Origin of the sequence: Dysgonomonas sp. 521, from assembly GCF_010501055.1 — a bacterium.
In the GTDB taxonomy this organism is placed as follows: Bacteria; Bacteroidota; Bacteroidia; order Bacteroidales; family Dysgonomonadaceae; genus Dysgonomonas.
Map to the genome: position 1 here is coordinate 19,678 of NZ_QVMO01000042.1, position 15,500 is coordinate 35,177.

The 15,500-nt window shown below is 43.5% G+C and carries 14 protein-coding genes; all 14 read left to right on the forward strand.

Translation table 11 applies throughout. From position 1 onward, the window contains the following. Positions 1-12: 12 nt before the first annotated feature. Positions 13-2,214: a penicillin-binding protein gene (locus tag D0T84_RS12680; protein WP_163308245.1), complete on the forward strand. Its 2,202-nt coding sequence runs from the start codon at positions 13-15 to the stop codon at positions 2,212-2,214. 60 nt (positions 2,215-2,274) lie between these two features. Continuing rightward, positions 2,275-3,726, forward strand: coding sequence for a UDP-N-acetylmuramoyl-L-alanyl-D-glutamate--2,6-diaminopimelate ligase (locus tag D0T84_RS12685; RefSeq protein WP_163308246.1), 1,452 nt, complete (start codon positions 2,275-2,277; stop codon positions 3,724-3,726). Positions 3,727-3,807: 81 nt separating this feature from the next. Beyond that, positions 3,808-5,070: a phospho-N-acetylmuramoyl-pentapeptide-transferase gene (mraY, locus tag D0T84_RS12690; protein WP_163308247.1), complete on the forward strand. Its 1,263-nt coding sequence runs from the start codon at positions 3,808-3,810 to the stop codon at positions 5,068-5,070. A 77-nt stretch (positions 5,071-5,147) separates the two neighbouring features. Continuing rightward, positions 5,148-6,482, forward strand: a complete 1,335-nt coding sequence (murD, locus tag D0T84_RS12695; protein ID WP_163308248.1) for a UDP-N-acetylmuramoyl-L-alanine--D-glutamate ligase — start codon at positions 5,148-5,150, stop codon at positions 6,480-6,482. An 81-nt stretch (positions 6,483-6,563) separates the two neighbouring features. After that, complete coding sequence (locus tag D0T84_RS12700; RefSeq protein WP_163308249.1) at positions 6,564-7,787, forward strand: FtsW/RodA/SpoVE family cell cycle protein; 1,224 nt, start codon at positions 6,564-6,566, stop codon at positions 7,785-7,787. After that, complete coding sequence (murG, locus tag D0T84_RS12705) at positions 7,784-8,896, forward strand: undecaprenyldiphospho-muramoylpentapeptide beta-N-acetylglucosaminyltransferase (protein WP_370525504.1); 1,113 nt, start codon at positions 7,784-7,786, stop codon at positions 8,894-8,896. Before D0T84_RS12700 ends, murG begins: the two co-directional genes overlap by 4 nt. Position 8,897: 1 nt before the next feature. Further along, positions 8,898-9,224, forward strand: a complete 327-nt coding sequence (locus D0T84_RS12710) for a hypothetical protein (RefSeq protein ID WP_163308250.1) — start codon at positions 8,898-8,900, stop codon at positions 9,222-9,224. A gap of 9 nt (positions 9,225-9,233) precedes the next feature. Further along, positions 9,234-10,604 carry a UDP-N-acetylmuramate--L-alanine ligase gene (murC, locus tag D0T84_RS12715; RefSeq protein ID WP_163308251.1) on the forward strand — a complete coding sequence of 457 codons (1,371 nt, stop codon included), beginning with the start codon at positions 9,234-9,236 and terminating at the stop codon, positions 10,602-10,604. A 57-nt stretch (positions 10,605-10,661) separates the two neighbouring features. Beyond that, positions 10,662-11,222: a transposase gene (locus tag D0T84_RS12720; protein WP_163308252.1), complete on the forward strand. Its 561-nt coding sequence runs from the start codon at positions 10,662-10,664 to the stop codon at positions 11,220-11,222. Positions 11,223-11,239: 17 nt separating this feature from the next. Continuing rightward, positions 11,240-11,977: a cell division protein FtsQ/DivIB gene (locus D0T84_RS12725; RefSeq protein ID WP_163308253.1), complete on the forward strand. Its 738-nt coding sequence runs from the start codon at positions 11,240-11,242 to the stop codon at positions 11,975-11,977. A 62-nt stretch (positions 11,978-12,039) separates the two neighbouring features. Beyond that, the gene (gene ftsA / locus D0T84_RS12730) at positions 12,040-13,362 is read left to right on the forward strand and encodes a cell division protein FtsA (protein ID WP_163308254.1); all 1,323 of its coding nucleotides are present in this window, start codon (positions 12,040-12,042) and stop codon (positions 13,360-13,362) included. A gap of 164 nt (positions 13,363-13,526) precedes the next feature. Continuing rightward, on the forward strand, positions 13,527-14,816 hold the full coding sequence (ftsZ, locus tag D0T84_RS12735; protein ID WP_163308255.1) for a cell division protein FtsZ: 1,290 nt from the start codon (positions 13,527-13,529) through the stop codon (positions 14,814-14,816). Positions 14,817-14,842: 26 nt separating this feature from the next. After that, positions 14,843-15,292 carry a GatB/YqeY domain-containing protein gene (locus tag D0T84_RS12740; protein WP_163308256.1) on the forward strand — a complete coding sequence of 150 codons (450 nt, stop codon included), beginning with the start codon at positions 14,843-14,845 and terminating at the stop codon, positions 15,290-15,292. A 25-nt stretch (positions 15,293-15,317) separates the two neighbouring features. Further along, positions 15,318-15,500 (forward strand): hypothetical protein, encoded by a 183-nt coding sequence (locus tag D0T84_RS12745; RefSeq protein WP_163308257.1) that lies wholly within the window; start codon positions 15,318-15,320, stop codon positions 15,498-15,500.

Below are 15,500 nucleotides of genomic sequence, written 5' to 3' on the forward strand. Positions count from 1 at the left end.
GGGAAAATAGAGATGGCGAAAAAGTCTGAAGGAAAATCGAAGAATATAGCAATCAGCCGGTATGGTTGGATTACGCTGTTTTTGTCCCTGATATTTATTGCGGTTCTTGTGTGCATTTTCAAGATTAAATATGCCGAAGGCCCTATGTGGCGCGAACTCGGCAAACAGGAAACAGTAAAAAAAGACCGGGAAATCCGCTCTAACAGAGGGAATATCTATGCCGACGACGGCCGCCTTCTTGCCACGAGCGAACCGCTATACGGCATCTATGTCGACTTTATGGCAGAAGGCATAAAGAAAGACACATTGATGAAATATGTGACTCCACTTTCGCAGATGCTGGCAAAAAAATTCCCTGACAGGAACGCGGCACAATACAAACGGGTCATCCTCGACGGATGGGATCTAAGCCGCAAAGAACTGGCCGAAATAGAGCGGAACAGAGCAAATGGTTCGAATAAGAAAGTAAAAGTACGCAGCCGCTACGTACGCATTATACGGCCTGATATTAATTATATCGACCTGAAAGAGCTGCTTACCTTCCCTTTCTTCAATCAGAGAAGCAACAGGAGCGGGCTTTTCACAGAAGAAAAGACCATGCGGTTAAAGCCATTCGGGCGTCTGGCAGGAAGAACCGTAGGCTCCATATATAAAGATATGGATGCGGGAGGTGCCAGCGGGCTGGAACTGAAATACGATTCGATACTGAAAGGCATACCCGGACTAAAAACCCGCCAACGGGTACAAGGACGGTGGATAGACATTGTACTGGAAGAACCGACCGATGGCTGGGACATAAAGACAACACTGAATGTAGACTTTCAGGATATGGCAGAAAAAGCCCTGTATGATAAATTGGTGGAAACCAACGCCGAATCGGGCTGTGCTATTGTGATGGAAGTTGCTACAGGTGAAATAAAGGCTATAACCAACCTCGACCGTATGTCCTCAGGCGTATATGCAGAAGGAAACCCGAACGCGTTCTCTTATATGTCCGAACCGGGTTCCACATTCAAGACTGTATCACTGATGGTTGCACTTGAAGATGGTGTAGTTACCCCCGACGACCAGTTTCTTGTAGGAGACGGACTGTTTGAGTACAAAGGACGTGTAGTACGCGACCACGACTGGCGCAAAGGAAAAGATAAAGGGTATGTAACAGTTTCTCAGGGAATGTACTCTTCGCTGAACGTTGTCGTTTCCAAGATGATATTGAAAGGATACGAAAATAATCCGCAAAAATTTGTGCAGCATATCCACGATCTGGGATTGACAAAGAAAATAGAATGGGATGTTCCGCTGCAAGGCAAAGAAGGTACATCTGTTATACGTTTCCCTGGCGACAAATCAAATCCGTGGTCAAAAACTACACTACCGTGGATGTCTTTCGGCTACGAAACACAGATACCGCCAATCTATATGCTGATGTTCTACAACGGGATAGCCAATAACGGAAAGATGATTAAGCCGTTCCTGACCAAAGCCTTTTTGAGGGATGGAAAAACAGAAGAAGAGTTCGAAACGGAAGTTATCAATCCTTCGCTCTGTTCCGAAAAGACACTAAATGAGGTCAGGGATATCCTCAGAGGGGTGGTAACGGACGGAACGGGAAAAGCCGTTAATTCCGACCTGTTCCCTATCGCGGGAAAGACCGGGACGGCCATGATTGCCGCCAGAGGCGGATACGAAGGATATTATGTATCGTTCTGCGGATATTTCCCTTCCGATAATCCGCAATATACATGTTTTGTAGGGATACGCAGGCCTCAGGGAAGCCCTTCGGGAGGATTGATGCCGGGAGCCGTATTCAAAAAGATAGCAGAAGGAATATATACAAAGAACTCGGTTGTAACTCCGGTTTCTGCGCCAAAGGATACGATACATTCCCTTATCCCTGCTGTGAAGAACGGTTCTCTGAAAAATACGGAAATCGTTCTGAATAGGATAAAACAAACCTACAATTTCTCAGGAGGCAAAGTTGACTGGATAAAAGCCGGTTCATCTATAAATGGCATTTTACTGGATAATAACGATTCCGTTAAACCGGGACAGGTTCCGAGTGTTATAGGAATGGGAGCCCGCGACGCTATCTATTTACTCGAAATGGAAGGATTAAAGGTAAACCCGATAGGATCAGGGAAAGTGAAACAGCAATCTATAGCGCCGGGAACAAAAGCCACGAGAGGGGCGAATATAACAATAGAATTAAATTAGACTCTAAAAAAGCTTTAGCCAATCTTAAAATTTGAAATCTTGAAATAAAATGATAATGATATGAAGTTACAGGATTTACTTAAAAACATAGATATAACAGAAATAAAGGGAGAAAGTAATGTAGACGCAGCAGGTGTTTACACTGACTCGCGTAAGGCGACTTCAGGCTCAGCCTTCATTGCGCTCAGAGGGGTTCAGGTAGACGGTCACCAATATATTAACAACGCCCTTGATCTGGGTGCAAAGATTATTATCCACGAAGAAACAATAGATACTTCGAAAGAAGGAATTACTTATGTGAAAGTAAAAGACGGCGCCGATGCCGCGGGGAAAATTGCGGCACACTGGTACGGCGACCCGTCAAAAAAGCTGAAACTGGTAGGAGTAACCGGCACGAACGGTAAAACCACCACAGCGACCCTTCTTTACGAAATGTTCCGTAAACTGGGGTACAAAGCCGGACTGCTGTCTACCGTGGCCAACTATGTGGATGGAACAGTATTTCATGCCACACACACTACCCCCGACCCTATTTCGTTGAATGAGATGTTGAAAAAAATGGTGGACGCAGGGTGCGAATACGCGTTTATGGAAGTGAGTTCACATGCCATCCATCAGAAACGTATCAGCGGGTTGAAATTCGAAGGCGGGATATTTACAAATATCACACAAGACCATCTGGATTATCACAAAACAATGGCTGAATACCTGAAAGCCAAAAAGATGTTTTTCGACAACCTGCCCGCCACAGCTTTTGCCCTCACTAACATAGACGACAAGAACGGGCTGGTAATGTTACAAAACACAGAAGCTAAGAAATATACATATTCAGTCAATACACTCGCCGATTTCAAGGCCAGGATCATCGAAAAACACTTTGACGGTACGGCTGTAGAAATCAATGGTAAGGAGTTGCAGGTACAGTTTGTGGGCGTGTTCAATGTCTACAACCTTCTGGCTGTTTATGGCGCTACGATGCTGTTAGGACAAAGCCAGGAAGAAGCATTACTCATTCTCAGCACATTGAAACCTGTCTCCGGACGTTTCGAAACAATCCGTTCCCCTCAGGATTTTACCGCTATTGTAGATTACGCGCATACGCCTGACGCACTGACCAACGTACTGGAAGCCATACACGAAGTGCTCGACGGAAACGGCCGTGTTATCACAGTCGTAGGCTGCGGAGGAAACAGGGATAAAACCAAACGTCCGATTATGGCGCGCGAAGCTGTAAGGCTCAGCGATCAGGTAATACTGACTTCCGACAATCCACGCTACGAGGAGCCGCAAGCCATTATAAACGATATGGCTGACGGGCTCAACAGCGAGCAAATGAAAAAAACCCTCCTGATAGTAGAGCGTGAGCAAGCGATAAAAACAGCTTGTATGCTGGCCAAAACAGGAGATGTAATTCTTATTGCCGGAAAAGGGCACGAAGACTATCAGGATGTGAAAGGAGTGAAACATCACTTTGATGACAGGGAGATAGTAAGAAATATTTTTGGAGAATAAATAAACTAAATTAATATTGATATACTTTGTCATTCTGAGTGAAACGTAGAATGACAGAAAACGTAAAATCAAAAAAACGAAATGTTATATTATCTATTCGATTACTTAGACAAATTAGACTTTCCGGGAGCAGGGATGTTCCGCTATGTTTCATTCAGGGCGGCTATGGCTGTCATATTCTCCCTGTTGATCTCTACGATTATAGGCAGGCGTATTATCGACAAACTGCAAAAATTACAAATCGGGGAAACTGTCCGCAATCTGGGACTCGAAGGTCAGCTAAATAAAAAGGGAACACCTACCATGGGGGGGATTATCATTATTATCGCCATCCTGACCCCTGTGTTGCTGTTTGCCAAAATAGACAATATATACATCATCCTGATGCTGATTACCACGGTATGGCTGGGCGCACTGGGATTTCTGGACGATTATATAAAAGTATTCAAGAAAGATAAAGAAGGGCTGCACGGAAAATTCAAAATCGTTGCACAGGTCGGACTAGGGCTGATCGTAGGGCTTACATTATATCTGAGCCCGGATGTCATTATACGCGAGAACATTGAGTTCCGCAATCAGGATAATATCATAGAACGTGTCAGTTATGTAGCCGAAGGGGTAAAATCCACCCAGACTACTATCCCGTTTATGAAAAACAACAATCTGGACTACGAAGACCTGGTTGGTTTCATGGGAGAATATGCGGAGCCTGCCGCCTGGGTCTTATTTGTGATTATCGTCATTTTCATCGTAACAGCGGTATCCAATGGAGCGAACCTTACTGACGGGCTCGACGGGCTTGCTGCGGGCAGCTCGGCTATTATCGGGGTTACCCTTGGCATATTAGCCTATGTGTCGGGGCACATGGAGTTCGCGTCTTATCTGAATATTATGTTTATTCCCGGCAGTCAGGAACTTGTGATATTTGCCTCCGCCTTTATAGGGGCAACGGTCGGATTCCTGTGGTATAACTCTTTCCCTGCGCAGGTCTTCATGGGCGACACCGGAAGCCTTACTTTAGGAGGTATCATCGGCGTCTTTGCGGTGGTTATCCACAAAGAACTGTTATTACCTATATTATGCGGTATATTCTTCGTGGAAAGCATTTCGGTAATGATGCAGGTGGCATTCTTTAAACTCACTAAAAAGAAATATGGCGAAGGCAGGCGCATATTCAAGATGACGCCACTGCACCACCATTTCCAAAAAGCGGGAAACTCGGGTATTCAGGCATTATTACAAAAACCAATAGGCCCTATACCCGAATCTAAGATAGTAGTGCGCTTCTGGATTATAGGAATTATACTGGCAGTAGTTACATTAGCAACATTAAAGATGAGATAACAGGTAATTTAAAGATTAGTTTTTTAAGATTAATCAATTTTTAAATCTTTAATCTTTAAATTTTTAAACCTTAATTTATGAACAAAATCATCATATTAGGAGGAGGAGAAAGCGGTGTAGGTTCGGCAATGCTTGCGCAGGCAAAGGGATTCGATGTATTCCTGTCCGACAGCGGAGCTTTGCAGGACAAATACAAAACCGAACTTGAGCAGTATGGCATACCATACGAGGAAAAAGGCCATAGCGAAGACCTGATACTCGCAGCCACCGAGATTATAAAAAGTCCGGGTATCCCCAACTATGCGCCACTAGTCCGCAAAGCGATAGATAAAGGAATTCCGGTACTGTCCGAAATGGAATTTGCCAAGCGCTACACCTCGGCTAAAATGATCTGTATTACAGGCAGTAATGGTAAAACTACCACTACAAGCCTGATTTACCATATACTAAAATCGGCAGGATTGAATGTAGGCTTAGGAGGAAATATAGGAAGGAGTTTCGCCCGTCAGGTCGCGGAAGAAAACTTTGACTATTATGTACTGGAGCTAAGCAGCTTCCAATTAGAGAACATGTATGATTTCAAGGCGGATATAGCTATCCTGCTGAATATAACCCCCGACCATCTGGACAGGTACGACCATGATATGCAGAAATATATAGATGCCAAAATGCGTATCGTCCGCAACCAGACTGAAAACGATGCCTTTATATTTTGGGAAGAAGACCCCGTTGTAAGCAAAGAAATAAAGAAACTGCTATCGAAAGGGAAGCGATATACTTTTGCCGAACACAAAACAGGCAATGCCATCTCATATTCCGACGATAATGAAATAATAATAAACACGCCAAAATCTACGTTCATCATGGAACAGGATTTACTAGCTCTGGAGGGAACACACAACCTGTACAACTCGCTGGCTTCGGGCATAGCGGCAAAGTTGCTGGATATAACCGATGACAATCTGAGAAAATCCCTGAGCGACTTTCAGGGAGTAGAGCACCGGCTCGAAAAAGTAGCCAAGGTAAGGGGTATACAGTTTATCAATGATTCGAAAGCGACAAATGTCAACTCATGTTGGTACGCCCTGCAAAGCATGAAGACAAAAGTAGTATTGATACTAGGGGGAACAGACAAAGGAAATGACTATACCGAAATAGAGCAACTTGTAAAAGACAAAGTAAGGGCTTTGGTCTTTTTGGGAGCAGACAACAGCAAGTTACATAAATTCTTCGATGGTAAAATCGAAAAGATAGAGGATACCTCCTCGATGAAAGATGCTGTTGAAAGATCTTATGCGCTGGCCGAAGAAGGCGACACGGTTTTATTATCGCCATGTTGTGCCAGCTTCGATCTCTTCCGTAATTATGAAGACAGGGGAGATCAATTTAAAGAGTATGTAAGGAAATTATAGCGGCCCCTCCCTACCTCCCCTTAGGGGAGGCCGGGGACTCTCCTTTGGAGGGGTTGGGGAGTCCGAAATTATATAGATAGTATGGAATTCAATTTTTTAGGGAGAGCATTCAAAGGAGACAAGGTAATATGGTGCATTTTTATCGCACTATGCATTGTCTCTTTGCTCGAAGTATTCAGCGCCACCAGTACAATTGCCTATCGTCAGCAGAACCATTGGGCACCTATACTGCGCCATGCCGCCTTTCTTCTCATCGGCTTCGGGCTGGTTATGTTTTTGCAAAGGATCCGCAGTAAATACTTTTCCCTTCTTTTGCTGGGTATACCCGTATCAGTTGTGCTTCTTATCATTACAATGTTTACAGGGCAGGATGTAAACGGCGCACAACGCTGGCTCGGAATCGGCGCATTTACCATACAGCCGTCCGAATTTGCCAAAATATCGGCCATCGGTTTTGTTGCGTTCTTCCTGAGCAAAATGAAAACTGAAAATGAAGACTGGATATTCAAAACGCTTATCATCGGTGTGGCAATCCTGTGCCTGCTTATCGCTCCCGAAAACTTATCCACGGCGTGCCTGCTTTTCGGCGTCTGCTTTATGCTTATGGTTATCGGGCAGGTCAGCCTCAAAAAGCTCGGCTCAATCGCCCTTATCGGTGTGGTATCTGCAACCATCTTGTTTGGCAGCCTCACATTATTGCCCAAAGAATATCTTCCGGGACGCTTCGCTACATGGAAAAACCGCATAGAAAGGCATTCGGGGGAAGAAAAAGCAATGATGAACCCTGACGGCACTATAGCCTATAAGATAACGGACGAAAACTATCAGGTTTCGCATGCTAAAATAGCGATAGCCAATGGCGGAATCATTGGTCTTCCCGGTAGCGGAACCGAAAGGGATTTCCTGCCTCAGGCCTACTCCGATTTTATTTTTGCAATTATTTTAGAAGAAATGGGCCTTCTAGGTGGTTTATTTGTTTTACTTTTATATGTTGCTTTGATGTTCAGATGTGGGGTGTTGGCATCGAAGTGTGAAAAAAAATTCCCAAGATATCTTATATTAGGTTCTGCACTTATACTTACTATACAGGCTTTGGCAAATATGGCAGTAGCAGTCAACCTGATTCCCGTAACGGGGCAACCTTTGCCCCTTGTCAGCCGTGGAGGGACTTCCACGATTATTACCTGTGCCTATTTTGGAATTATTTTGGCCTGCTCATCCAGACTGAATGACTCTGACCACGAAGATGTGGACGAGAGTATTGCGAATGTGGATTTCGAAACCTTTGAAAAAGATGCAGAATGATGAAAAATTTAAAAGTAATTATCAGCGGTGGTGGTACAGGAGGGCATATATTCCCTGCAATAGCGATAGCGAATACGATAAAGAAACGTTATCCCGATTCCGAAATATTATTCATCGGAGCAGAGGGACGCATGGAAATGGACAAAGTACCTGCTGCCGGCTACGATATCATCGGATTGGATGTAGCCGGACTCAACAGGAAAAATCCGTTCAAGATATTTTCTACAATGTTGAAATTCCAGAAAAGCGTATCCAAGGCAGGTAAAATAATAAAAGAATTTAAGCCGGATATAGCCATCGGAGTAGGAGGATATGCCAGCGGGCCAACATTATATAAGGCCAGTTCGTTAGGCATACCTACACTAATTCAGGAGCAGAATTCCTATGCAGGCATCACAAATAAGTTCCTTAGCAAGAGAGCTTCTGTTATCTGTGTAGCATACGAAGGTATGGAACGCTTCTTCCCCAAAGAAAAGATTATACTGACGGGAAATCCATGCAGGGAAGAATTATTATCGCCTGACATTACCAAAGAAGAGGCTTTTGCCGAATTCAGACTCGATCCTACAAAAAAGACAATCCTCTCGGTAGGCGGAAGCTTGGGTTCGAGGACTATAAATAAAAGCCTTTTTTTCGGCATAGACGTTTTATCAGAATCAGACGTGCAGATTATCTGGCAGTGCGGCAAACTATATTCTTTCGAGTTGAATATGGATATGGCAAGCAAGGGTAATCCGAAGAATATTCACATCAATGAGTTTATCTCACGGATGGATCTGGCTTACAAAGCCGCCGATCTGGTTATTTCACGGGCAGGGGCAAGTTCCATTTCAGAACTCAGCCTTTTGGGCAAACCGGTTATTCTGGTTCCGTCTCCGAATGTTTCGGAAGACCATCAGACAAAAAATGCGATGGCTCTGGTAAACAAAAACGCCGCTATTCTGATAAAAGATACAGAAGCCAACGAGCTACTCGTAAGAACAGCTTTGGATACGATAAATGACAAGAGCAAGCTAGAATCGTTATCTGAAAATATACTGAAACTGGCTCAACGCGACTCGGCAAACAGGATTGTGGATGAAGCCATGAAACTGGTCACGAAAAACTGATATGCTGCAAGAAGCGCATAAGCACGAAGGAAACAGGAAGATAATCAATATATACGATAACTGGAGCCTGGATTGTAATAAGCCTGTATATGAACAGGCTGATGAGTTATATGAAGATCTTGTTCAGATTTCATTTATCAGAGGATATACGATAGACATCGGCTGGTATCCTGAACATGATATAACAGGAAAATTCAGAGGTATACTTATACAATATGAAAGATGGGAAAATCCCATTTACGAAATAGAAACAGATAATATTGGAGAAATTGCAGATTGGACAGTCGAAGTAACAGAGTGTGTACTTGACTTTGACCTGAAGCATTAGATTTAACTTATGGATAATATACAATCGATATACTTCATTGGAATAGGCGGGATAGGGATGAGCAACCTCGCCCGCTACTTTATGTCGAAAGGGAAGAAAGTTGCCGGATATGACCGTACCGAAACCCCTTTGACAAAGGAGCTGGTAAAAGAAGGTGCCACGGTTCACTATACTGATGACGTAAACCTTATACCCGCATATTGCAAAGATAAAGATACCACGTTGGTCGTATATACTCCTGCCGTTCCGTCAGACAACGAGGAGGTAAAATTCTTTAATGAAAGAGGTTTTACTATCCAGAAACGCGCTCAGGTATTAGGCATAATTACCAAATCGAGCAAAGCGCTCTGTTGTGCAGGCACTCATGGAAAGACTACTACATCGAGCATGCTGGCTCATATACTGAAACAATCGCATCTCGACTGTAATGCCTTTCTTGGAGGCATACTAAAGAATTACAACAGTAACCTGATGCTTTCCGACAAAAGTGAATTTACCGTGATAGAGGCAGATGAATACGACCGCTCTTTTCATTGGCTGCATCCGTATATGGCGCTTATCACATCGGTCGATCCCGACCATCTGGATATATACGGGACAGAGGAAGAGTACCTCAAGAGCTTCGAAAAATTCACAAGCCTTATTCAGGAAGGTGGCGCACTGGTCATAAAGCATAATATAAAGCTATTGCCCGATGTGCAAAAGGACGTAAGGGTCTATACCTATTCCATCGATAAAGGCGATTTCCATGCTGAAAATATAAAGATAGGGAATGGAGAGATTCGCTTCGACTTTGTCACTCCAGACAAGGTAATAAAGAATATACAGTTGGGTGTACCCGTCAAAATCAATATAGAAAACAGTGTCGGGTCGATGGCCTTAGCCTGGCTCAATGGTGTTGCCGAAGATGAACTGCGCCATGCCATGACTACTTTTCAGGGTGCGAAACGCCGCTTCGATTTCTTGCTGAAAACAGATAAGATAGTGATGATTGACGACTATGCCCATCATCCCGAAGAACTGGCGGCAAGCATTACATCGGTAAAAGAGTTATATCCTGACCGTAAAGTAACCGGAATTTTCCAGCCACATCTGTATAGCCGGACAAAAGACTTCGCTACCGAATTTGCCCGGAGCCTGTCATTACTGGACGAACTGATATTACTGGACATATATCCCGCCCGCGAAAAACCGATAGAGGGAGTTACCTCCCAAATAATATTTGACAAGGTAACCTGCCCTAAAGTATTGTGTAACAAGCAGGAATTGTTGCCTTTATTGGTTGACAAGGACAATATTGAAGTTCTACTGACCATCGGAGCCGGAGATATCGACCAGTTGCTGGAGCCTATAAAGGAGATATTGGAAAGAAAGAGATAAAGAGTGTAAATCTGGTAGGGGCGGGGTTTGCCCGCCCAGCGATGATATTATATAAACATGAAAGAGGCTGCATCACATAATCGCCGTAGTATCCGTTTACATGGATATGATTATTCACAGAACGGATTGTATTTTGTAACGATATGTGTACAAAATAAAACAAGCTTACTGGGGAAAATTATGGAAGGAGAGATGGTTTTGAATGATGCAGGGAGGATGATCGAAAAATGGTGTGGAAAACTACTAAATAAGTTTCCATGTATTACAATGGATACATATATTATTATGCCTAACCATTTTCATGCAATAATAGAAATTATGGATAATGTAGGGGCACACCTGCGTGTGTGCCCAGATAAAACTGACGAAAACGATGATTTAAATGGCGCACACACAGGTGCGCCCCTACACCATATCATTCAATGGTTCAAAACTATGACAACTAATGAATATATTCATGGTGTAAAATCATTAGGTTGGCAACCATTTGACAAGAAATTATGGCAACGCAACTATTACGAACACATTATACGTGATGAGCAAAGTCATGATAATATAACCAGATACATTATAGAAAATCCCTTCTATTGGATAACTGACAATTATTATGTTGATTAAAAGCATACTAACATAAAATGATAAAAAGAGTACTCATCATCGGAGGAATATGCCTTCTTGCAGGCTATTTGATATTCGCGGCGTTTTATTTCGAAAAGATGCCGAAGAATGACATTTGTACCGGCTTTGAGGTAGAAATTATGAATGGTACGGAAGGAGACAGGTTTGTAGAAGTGAAAGATATAAAACTTCTCATCAAAGAAAAGAACCTTGATCCCACAGGCAAACAATTAAAGAATATTAACACCAGTGAAATAGAAGAAGCTATACTGACCAACCAACTGATAAAAAGCGCCAGCGTATTCGTCACCAATAACGGTGGTATAAAAGCCGCTATAGAAGAACGGAAGCCAGTTTTACGCGTTATCAGTAGTACTGGCGGTAATTACTTTATCGATAATACTGGTAATAAGATGCCCCTTTCTAACCGTTCGGTAGCATACCTGCCTGTTGCCACAGGAGCGATAAAAGAGGACTTTGCAAAGACAGATTTGTACAAATTTGCATTATTTTTGCATGATGATGCGTTCTGGAACGCACAGATAGAACAAATTGTAGTACTGCCCAATCAGGATATAAAACTGATACCCCGTGTAGGAGATCATCAGATTATATTAGGCGGTGTGGATCAGTACAAGGAGAAACTTGATAAATTACTGGTTTTTTATCAAAATGGACTTAACGAAACCGGATGGAATAAATATTCGGTTATTAATTTAAAATTTGACAAACAAGTTGTTTGTACAAAGCGTTAAATAAAAAATAGAGATTTTGGGACAAATCCTTTAAATCTGGATATATAAAGGAGATAAGATATATGGAACAATCAGGTTTTATCGTAGGTATCGACTTAGGTACATCAAAGATAGTCGGAGTTTTAGGCCGGAAAAACGAACAAGGCGTAATTTCCATTCTGGCATCGGAAAGTATTCCTTCCGATTCGAGTGTAAAATACGGCACAATATACAGTATCGATGACGCGGGAGGTAAAATAAAGGGGCTCATCAACCTGCTGGAAAACAAAACGGGAAAGAAGATAGGCAAAGTTTATGTTTCCGTTGCGGGAAAATCCCTGCGTGCCATCGAGCATAAAGAAACAAAACTGCTGGATGGGGCTACTCCCATTACCTTTGCCGTATTAGATAATATGGAACAGCAGGCGAAGCTTAACAAACCGGACTTCTTCGCCAATTACAGCGTACTTGCTCCCGAATACTATCTGGACGGGCAATACGAAGAAGACCCTATAGATAAAGTTGCTTCCGTTATCGAAGGACATTACCGTCTGGTAATCGGACGTCCCAATATAAAAACGAATCTGATAAAAAGCATCACGGAGAAGGCTCAAATAGAGATTACAGGATTCATCGTAGGCCCTGTCGCTGCCGGCGCACTGGTACTTGAAGAACAAGACAGGCAGGCAGGATGCGCACTTGTCGATTTCGGGGCGGGAACAACCACATTATCCATATACAAAGGCGGCCTGCTGCGGTATATGGCGGTAATTCCATTCGGAGGACGCACCATAACAAAGGACATCAAAGAACTTGGTTTTGTGTTCGACTCCGCTGAATCATACAAGATACGTTACGGAAAATTAGGTAAAGAGAAGGCAAAACCGACCAGTGATACCGCCGATATAGATTTAAGGGAACTAAACAAAGTGATCCAACTCCGTCAGGACGAGATTATCCTGAATATTATCAACCAGATAAAAGAATCAGGATTCGGAGACCAGCTCGATGCCGGAATCATTATCATAGGCGGAGCCTCCCAGATGACCGGACTGGAAGAATATCTTTCCGAGAAGGCGCAACTCCCTGTAAAACGGGGTGTTCCAAAACGCGTTTATATCAACAATGCCGCTGAACTCCTGCAGAATCCGGTTTACACACAAGCATTAAGCCTATTGCTCTTTGCTAATGAAAACTGTGAGAAGAAAGAACTCCCGAAGCCCGAACCCGTATATGTGGCTCCTACCCCTCCTGCTCCTGAACCGAAAGAGGAAGAAGAGGATGAGGAAGAAGAACCTAAACCTAAAAAAGGGAAAAAAGATAAGAATAAAGGGCAGACTTCACTCTTCAAATTCTTTGAAAAAGTTCAGAATTTTGGAGGTACTGTATTTAATGACGAAGAATAGGGCTACGCTAACAGCCCCCTAATAGACGGCGTTTCGCTCTGTCGGACGTTGTTTCCCAAAGGGGGACTTGGGTAAAGCCACCAATGATATAGGATTATTATTAACGAAAATACTCTCTTTGCAGCCTCCCCTTGAGGAGGTTGGAGGGGCTCAATATAAAAAACATGGACGAAAAAATACTGGATTTCCAATTCCCCACAAAAACACAGACAATAATAAAAGTAATAGGTGTAGGTGGCGGTGGCGGCAACGCTGTAAATCACATGTACAACGAAGGTATACATGACGTATCTTTCGCGTTATGCAACACTGACAATCAGGCTTTGTGCGAATCTCCCGTGGAAACACGCGTGCAATTAGGCAAAAAAACCACCGAAGGACTTGGAGCCGGCAACCGCCCCGAAGTAGCGAAGGCGGCCGCCGAAGAGAGCCGTGAAGATTTGGAAAAACTGCTTAACGATGGCACCAGAATGGTATTTATCACAGCAGGGATGGGTGGAGGAACCGGAACCGGGGCAGCACCCGTAGTAGCCCGCATAGCCAAAGATATGGGGATACTTACGGTAGGCATCGTTACCATACCATTCGTTTTCGAAGGACGCAAAAAGATCATACAGGCGCTGAAAGGTGTGGAAGACATAGCCAAGAATGTGGATGCCCTCCTGGTTATCAACAATGAAAGGCTGATTGACATATACGCGGACTTAACTATCCCCAACGCCTTTGCAAAGGCCGATGATACATTAACCATTGCCGCCAAAGGCATTGCCGAAATAATAACCGTACACGGGCACATCAACCTCGACTTTGCCGATGTGAAAACCATCCTGAAAGATGGTGGCGTTGCCATCATGAGTAGCGGACTGGGAGAAGGTGAAAACCGCGTGGAAGACGCCATCGTAAATGCGCTCCACTCCCCTCTCCTCAATAACAATGACGTGTTTGACGCGAAAAAGATATTATTCAATATCTACTCCAGTGACAAGGCTCCGCTCATAGTGGAGGAAATGGAAGCCGTAGCCAATTTCATGAAGCGCTTCGGACCCGAAATCGAAGTTATCTGGGGTACTGCCACAGACAACAGGCTGGGAGATCAGGTAAAGATCACTCTCCTTGCTACCGGATTCGGCATGTCCAGCATTCCGGGAATAGGTATCGACATCATCGACTTCGACGAAGAAGGGGATGAAGAAAGGATCAGGCTAGAAGAGGAAGAAAAACGCCGTATCAACGAGATGATTGAAAAGCACTATGGAAAAGACGGTGTACAAACCGTAGCCGTAAGATCTTCATTCTTCGGGCAAAAACCAATAATCCTGTCTACCGAAGAACTGGATGACGATAAGATTGTGGAAGCGCTGGAAAATACTCCGGTATTTAAGCGTGACGAAAAATTCAACCCGAACGAATACAGAGCTGAAACAAAGAAAGCAGGCGGGCTTTTTAACGACTAATATTATAATATAAAGCATATATAACGATGAATTTATTTGATAAAGTAAGCGAAAACATCAAAGATGCGATGCGGGCAAAAGATAAGATCAGGCTGGAAGCATTGCGCGGAGTGAAAAAAGAGTTCCTTGAAGCAAAAACAGCGAAGGGAGCCGCAGACGAGTTATCTGACGAAACGGCTATACTCATCCTGCAAAAGATGGTAAAGCAACGCAAGGACAGCGCGGAAATATATAAAACCCAGGGTCGTGAAGATTTGGCTAACGACGAATTGGCACAGGTCGCAGTACTGGAAGAGTACTTGCCAAAACAATTATCTCAGGATGAACTTGATAGCAAGATAGCTGAAATCATAACTCAGGTTGGGGCTACTTCGCCTGCCGATATGGGTAAAGTTATGGGTGTAGCCACAAAGGCACTGGCAGGTGTGGCCGCCGGAAAAGCGATCTCGGAAACTGTAAAGAAATTATTAATGTGAATCAGTATTTCGTTTTGTTTAAACTATGTGTTCTTTTATTTTTTATTCTGCGCGCAATCACAGATTGCTTGCCTTACTTTTGGCCGAAGCTCCAAAAGTAAGCAAAAAAGCATTGCGCCCCGCTTCGCCGTACGACCCACCATCGGTTTGCCGGCTGAATGAAGTGATGAAAGATTCATCATTCTACAGATTGGGAAATCTTGCTTAA

Bases quoted from the DNA above. Each gene is read 5' to 3' on its own strand.
- ftsA (WP_163308254.1), top strand. From the start codon at position 12,040: ATGGAACAATCAGGTTTTATCGTAGGTATCGACTTAGGTACATCAAAG.
- mraY (WP_163308247.1), top strand. From the start codon at position 3,808: ATGTTATATTATCTATTCGATTACTTAGACAAATTAGACTTTCCGGGA.
- D0T84_RS12745 (WP_163308257.1), top strand. From the start codon at position 15,318: ATGTGTTCTTTTATTTTTTATTCTGCGCGCAATCACAGATTGCTTGCC.
- D0T84_RS12685 (WP_163308246.1), top strand. From the start codon at position 2,275: ATGAAGTTACAGGATTTACTTAAAAACATAGATATAACAGAAATAAAG.
- murD (WP_163308248.1), top strand. From the start codon at position 5,148: ATGAACAAAATCATCATATTAGGAGGAGGAGAAAGCGGTGTAGGTTCG.
- D0T84_RS12740 (WP_163308256.1), top strand. From the start codon at position 14,843: ATGAATTTATTTGATAAAGTAAGCGAAAACATCAAAGATGCGATGCGG.
- D0T84_RS12720 (WP_163308252.1), top strand. From the start codon at position 10,662: ATGAAAGAGGCTGCATCACATAATCGCCGTAGTATCCGTTTACATGGA.
- D0T84_RS12725 (WP_163308253.1), top strand. From the start codon at position 11,240: ATGATAAAAAGAGTACTCATCATCGGAGGAATATGCCTTCTTGCAGGC.
- D0T84_RS12710 (WP_163308250.1), top strand. From the start codon at position 8,898: ATGCTGCAAGAAGCGCATAAGCACGAAGGAAACAGGAAGATAATCAAT.
- murC (WP_163308251.1), top strand. From the start codon at position 9,234: ATGGATAATATACAATCGATATACTTCATTGGAATAGGCGGGATAGGG.
- ftsZ (WP_163308255.1), top strand. From the start codon at position 13,527: ATGGACGAAAAAATACTGGATTTCCAATTCCCCACAAAAACACAGACA.
- murG (WP_370525504.1), top strand. From the start codon at position 7,784: ATGATGAAAAATTTAAAAGTAATTATCAGCGGTGGTGGTACAGGAGGG.
- D0T84_RS12680 (WP_163308245.1), top strand. From the start codon at position 13: ATGGCGAAAAAGTCTGAAGGAAAATCGAAGAATATAGCAATCAGCCGG.
- D0T84_RS12700 (WP_163308249.1), top strand. From the start codon at position 6,564: ATGGAATTCAATTTTTTAGGGAGAGCATTCAAAGGAGACAAGGTAATA.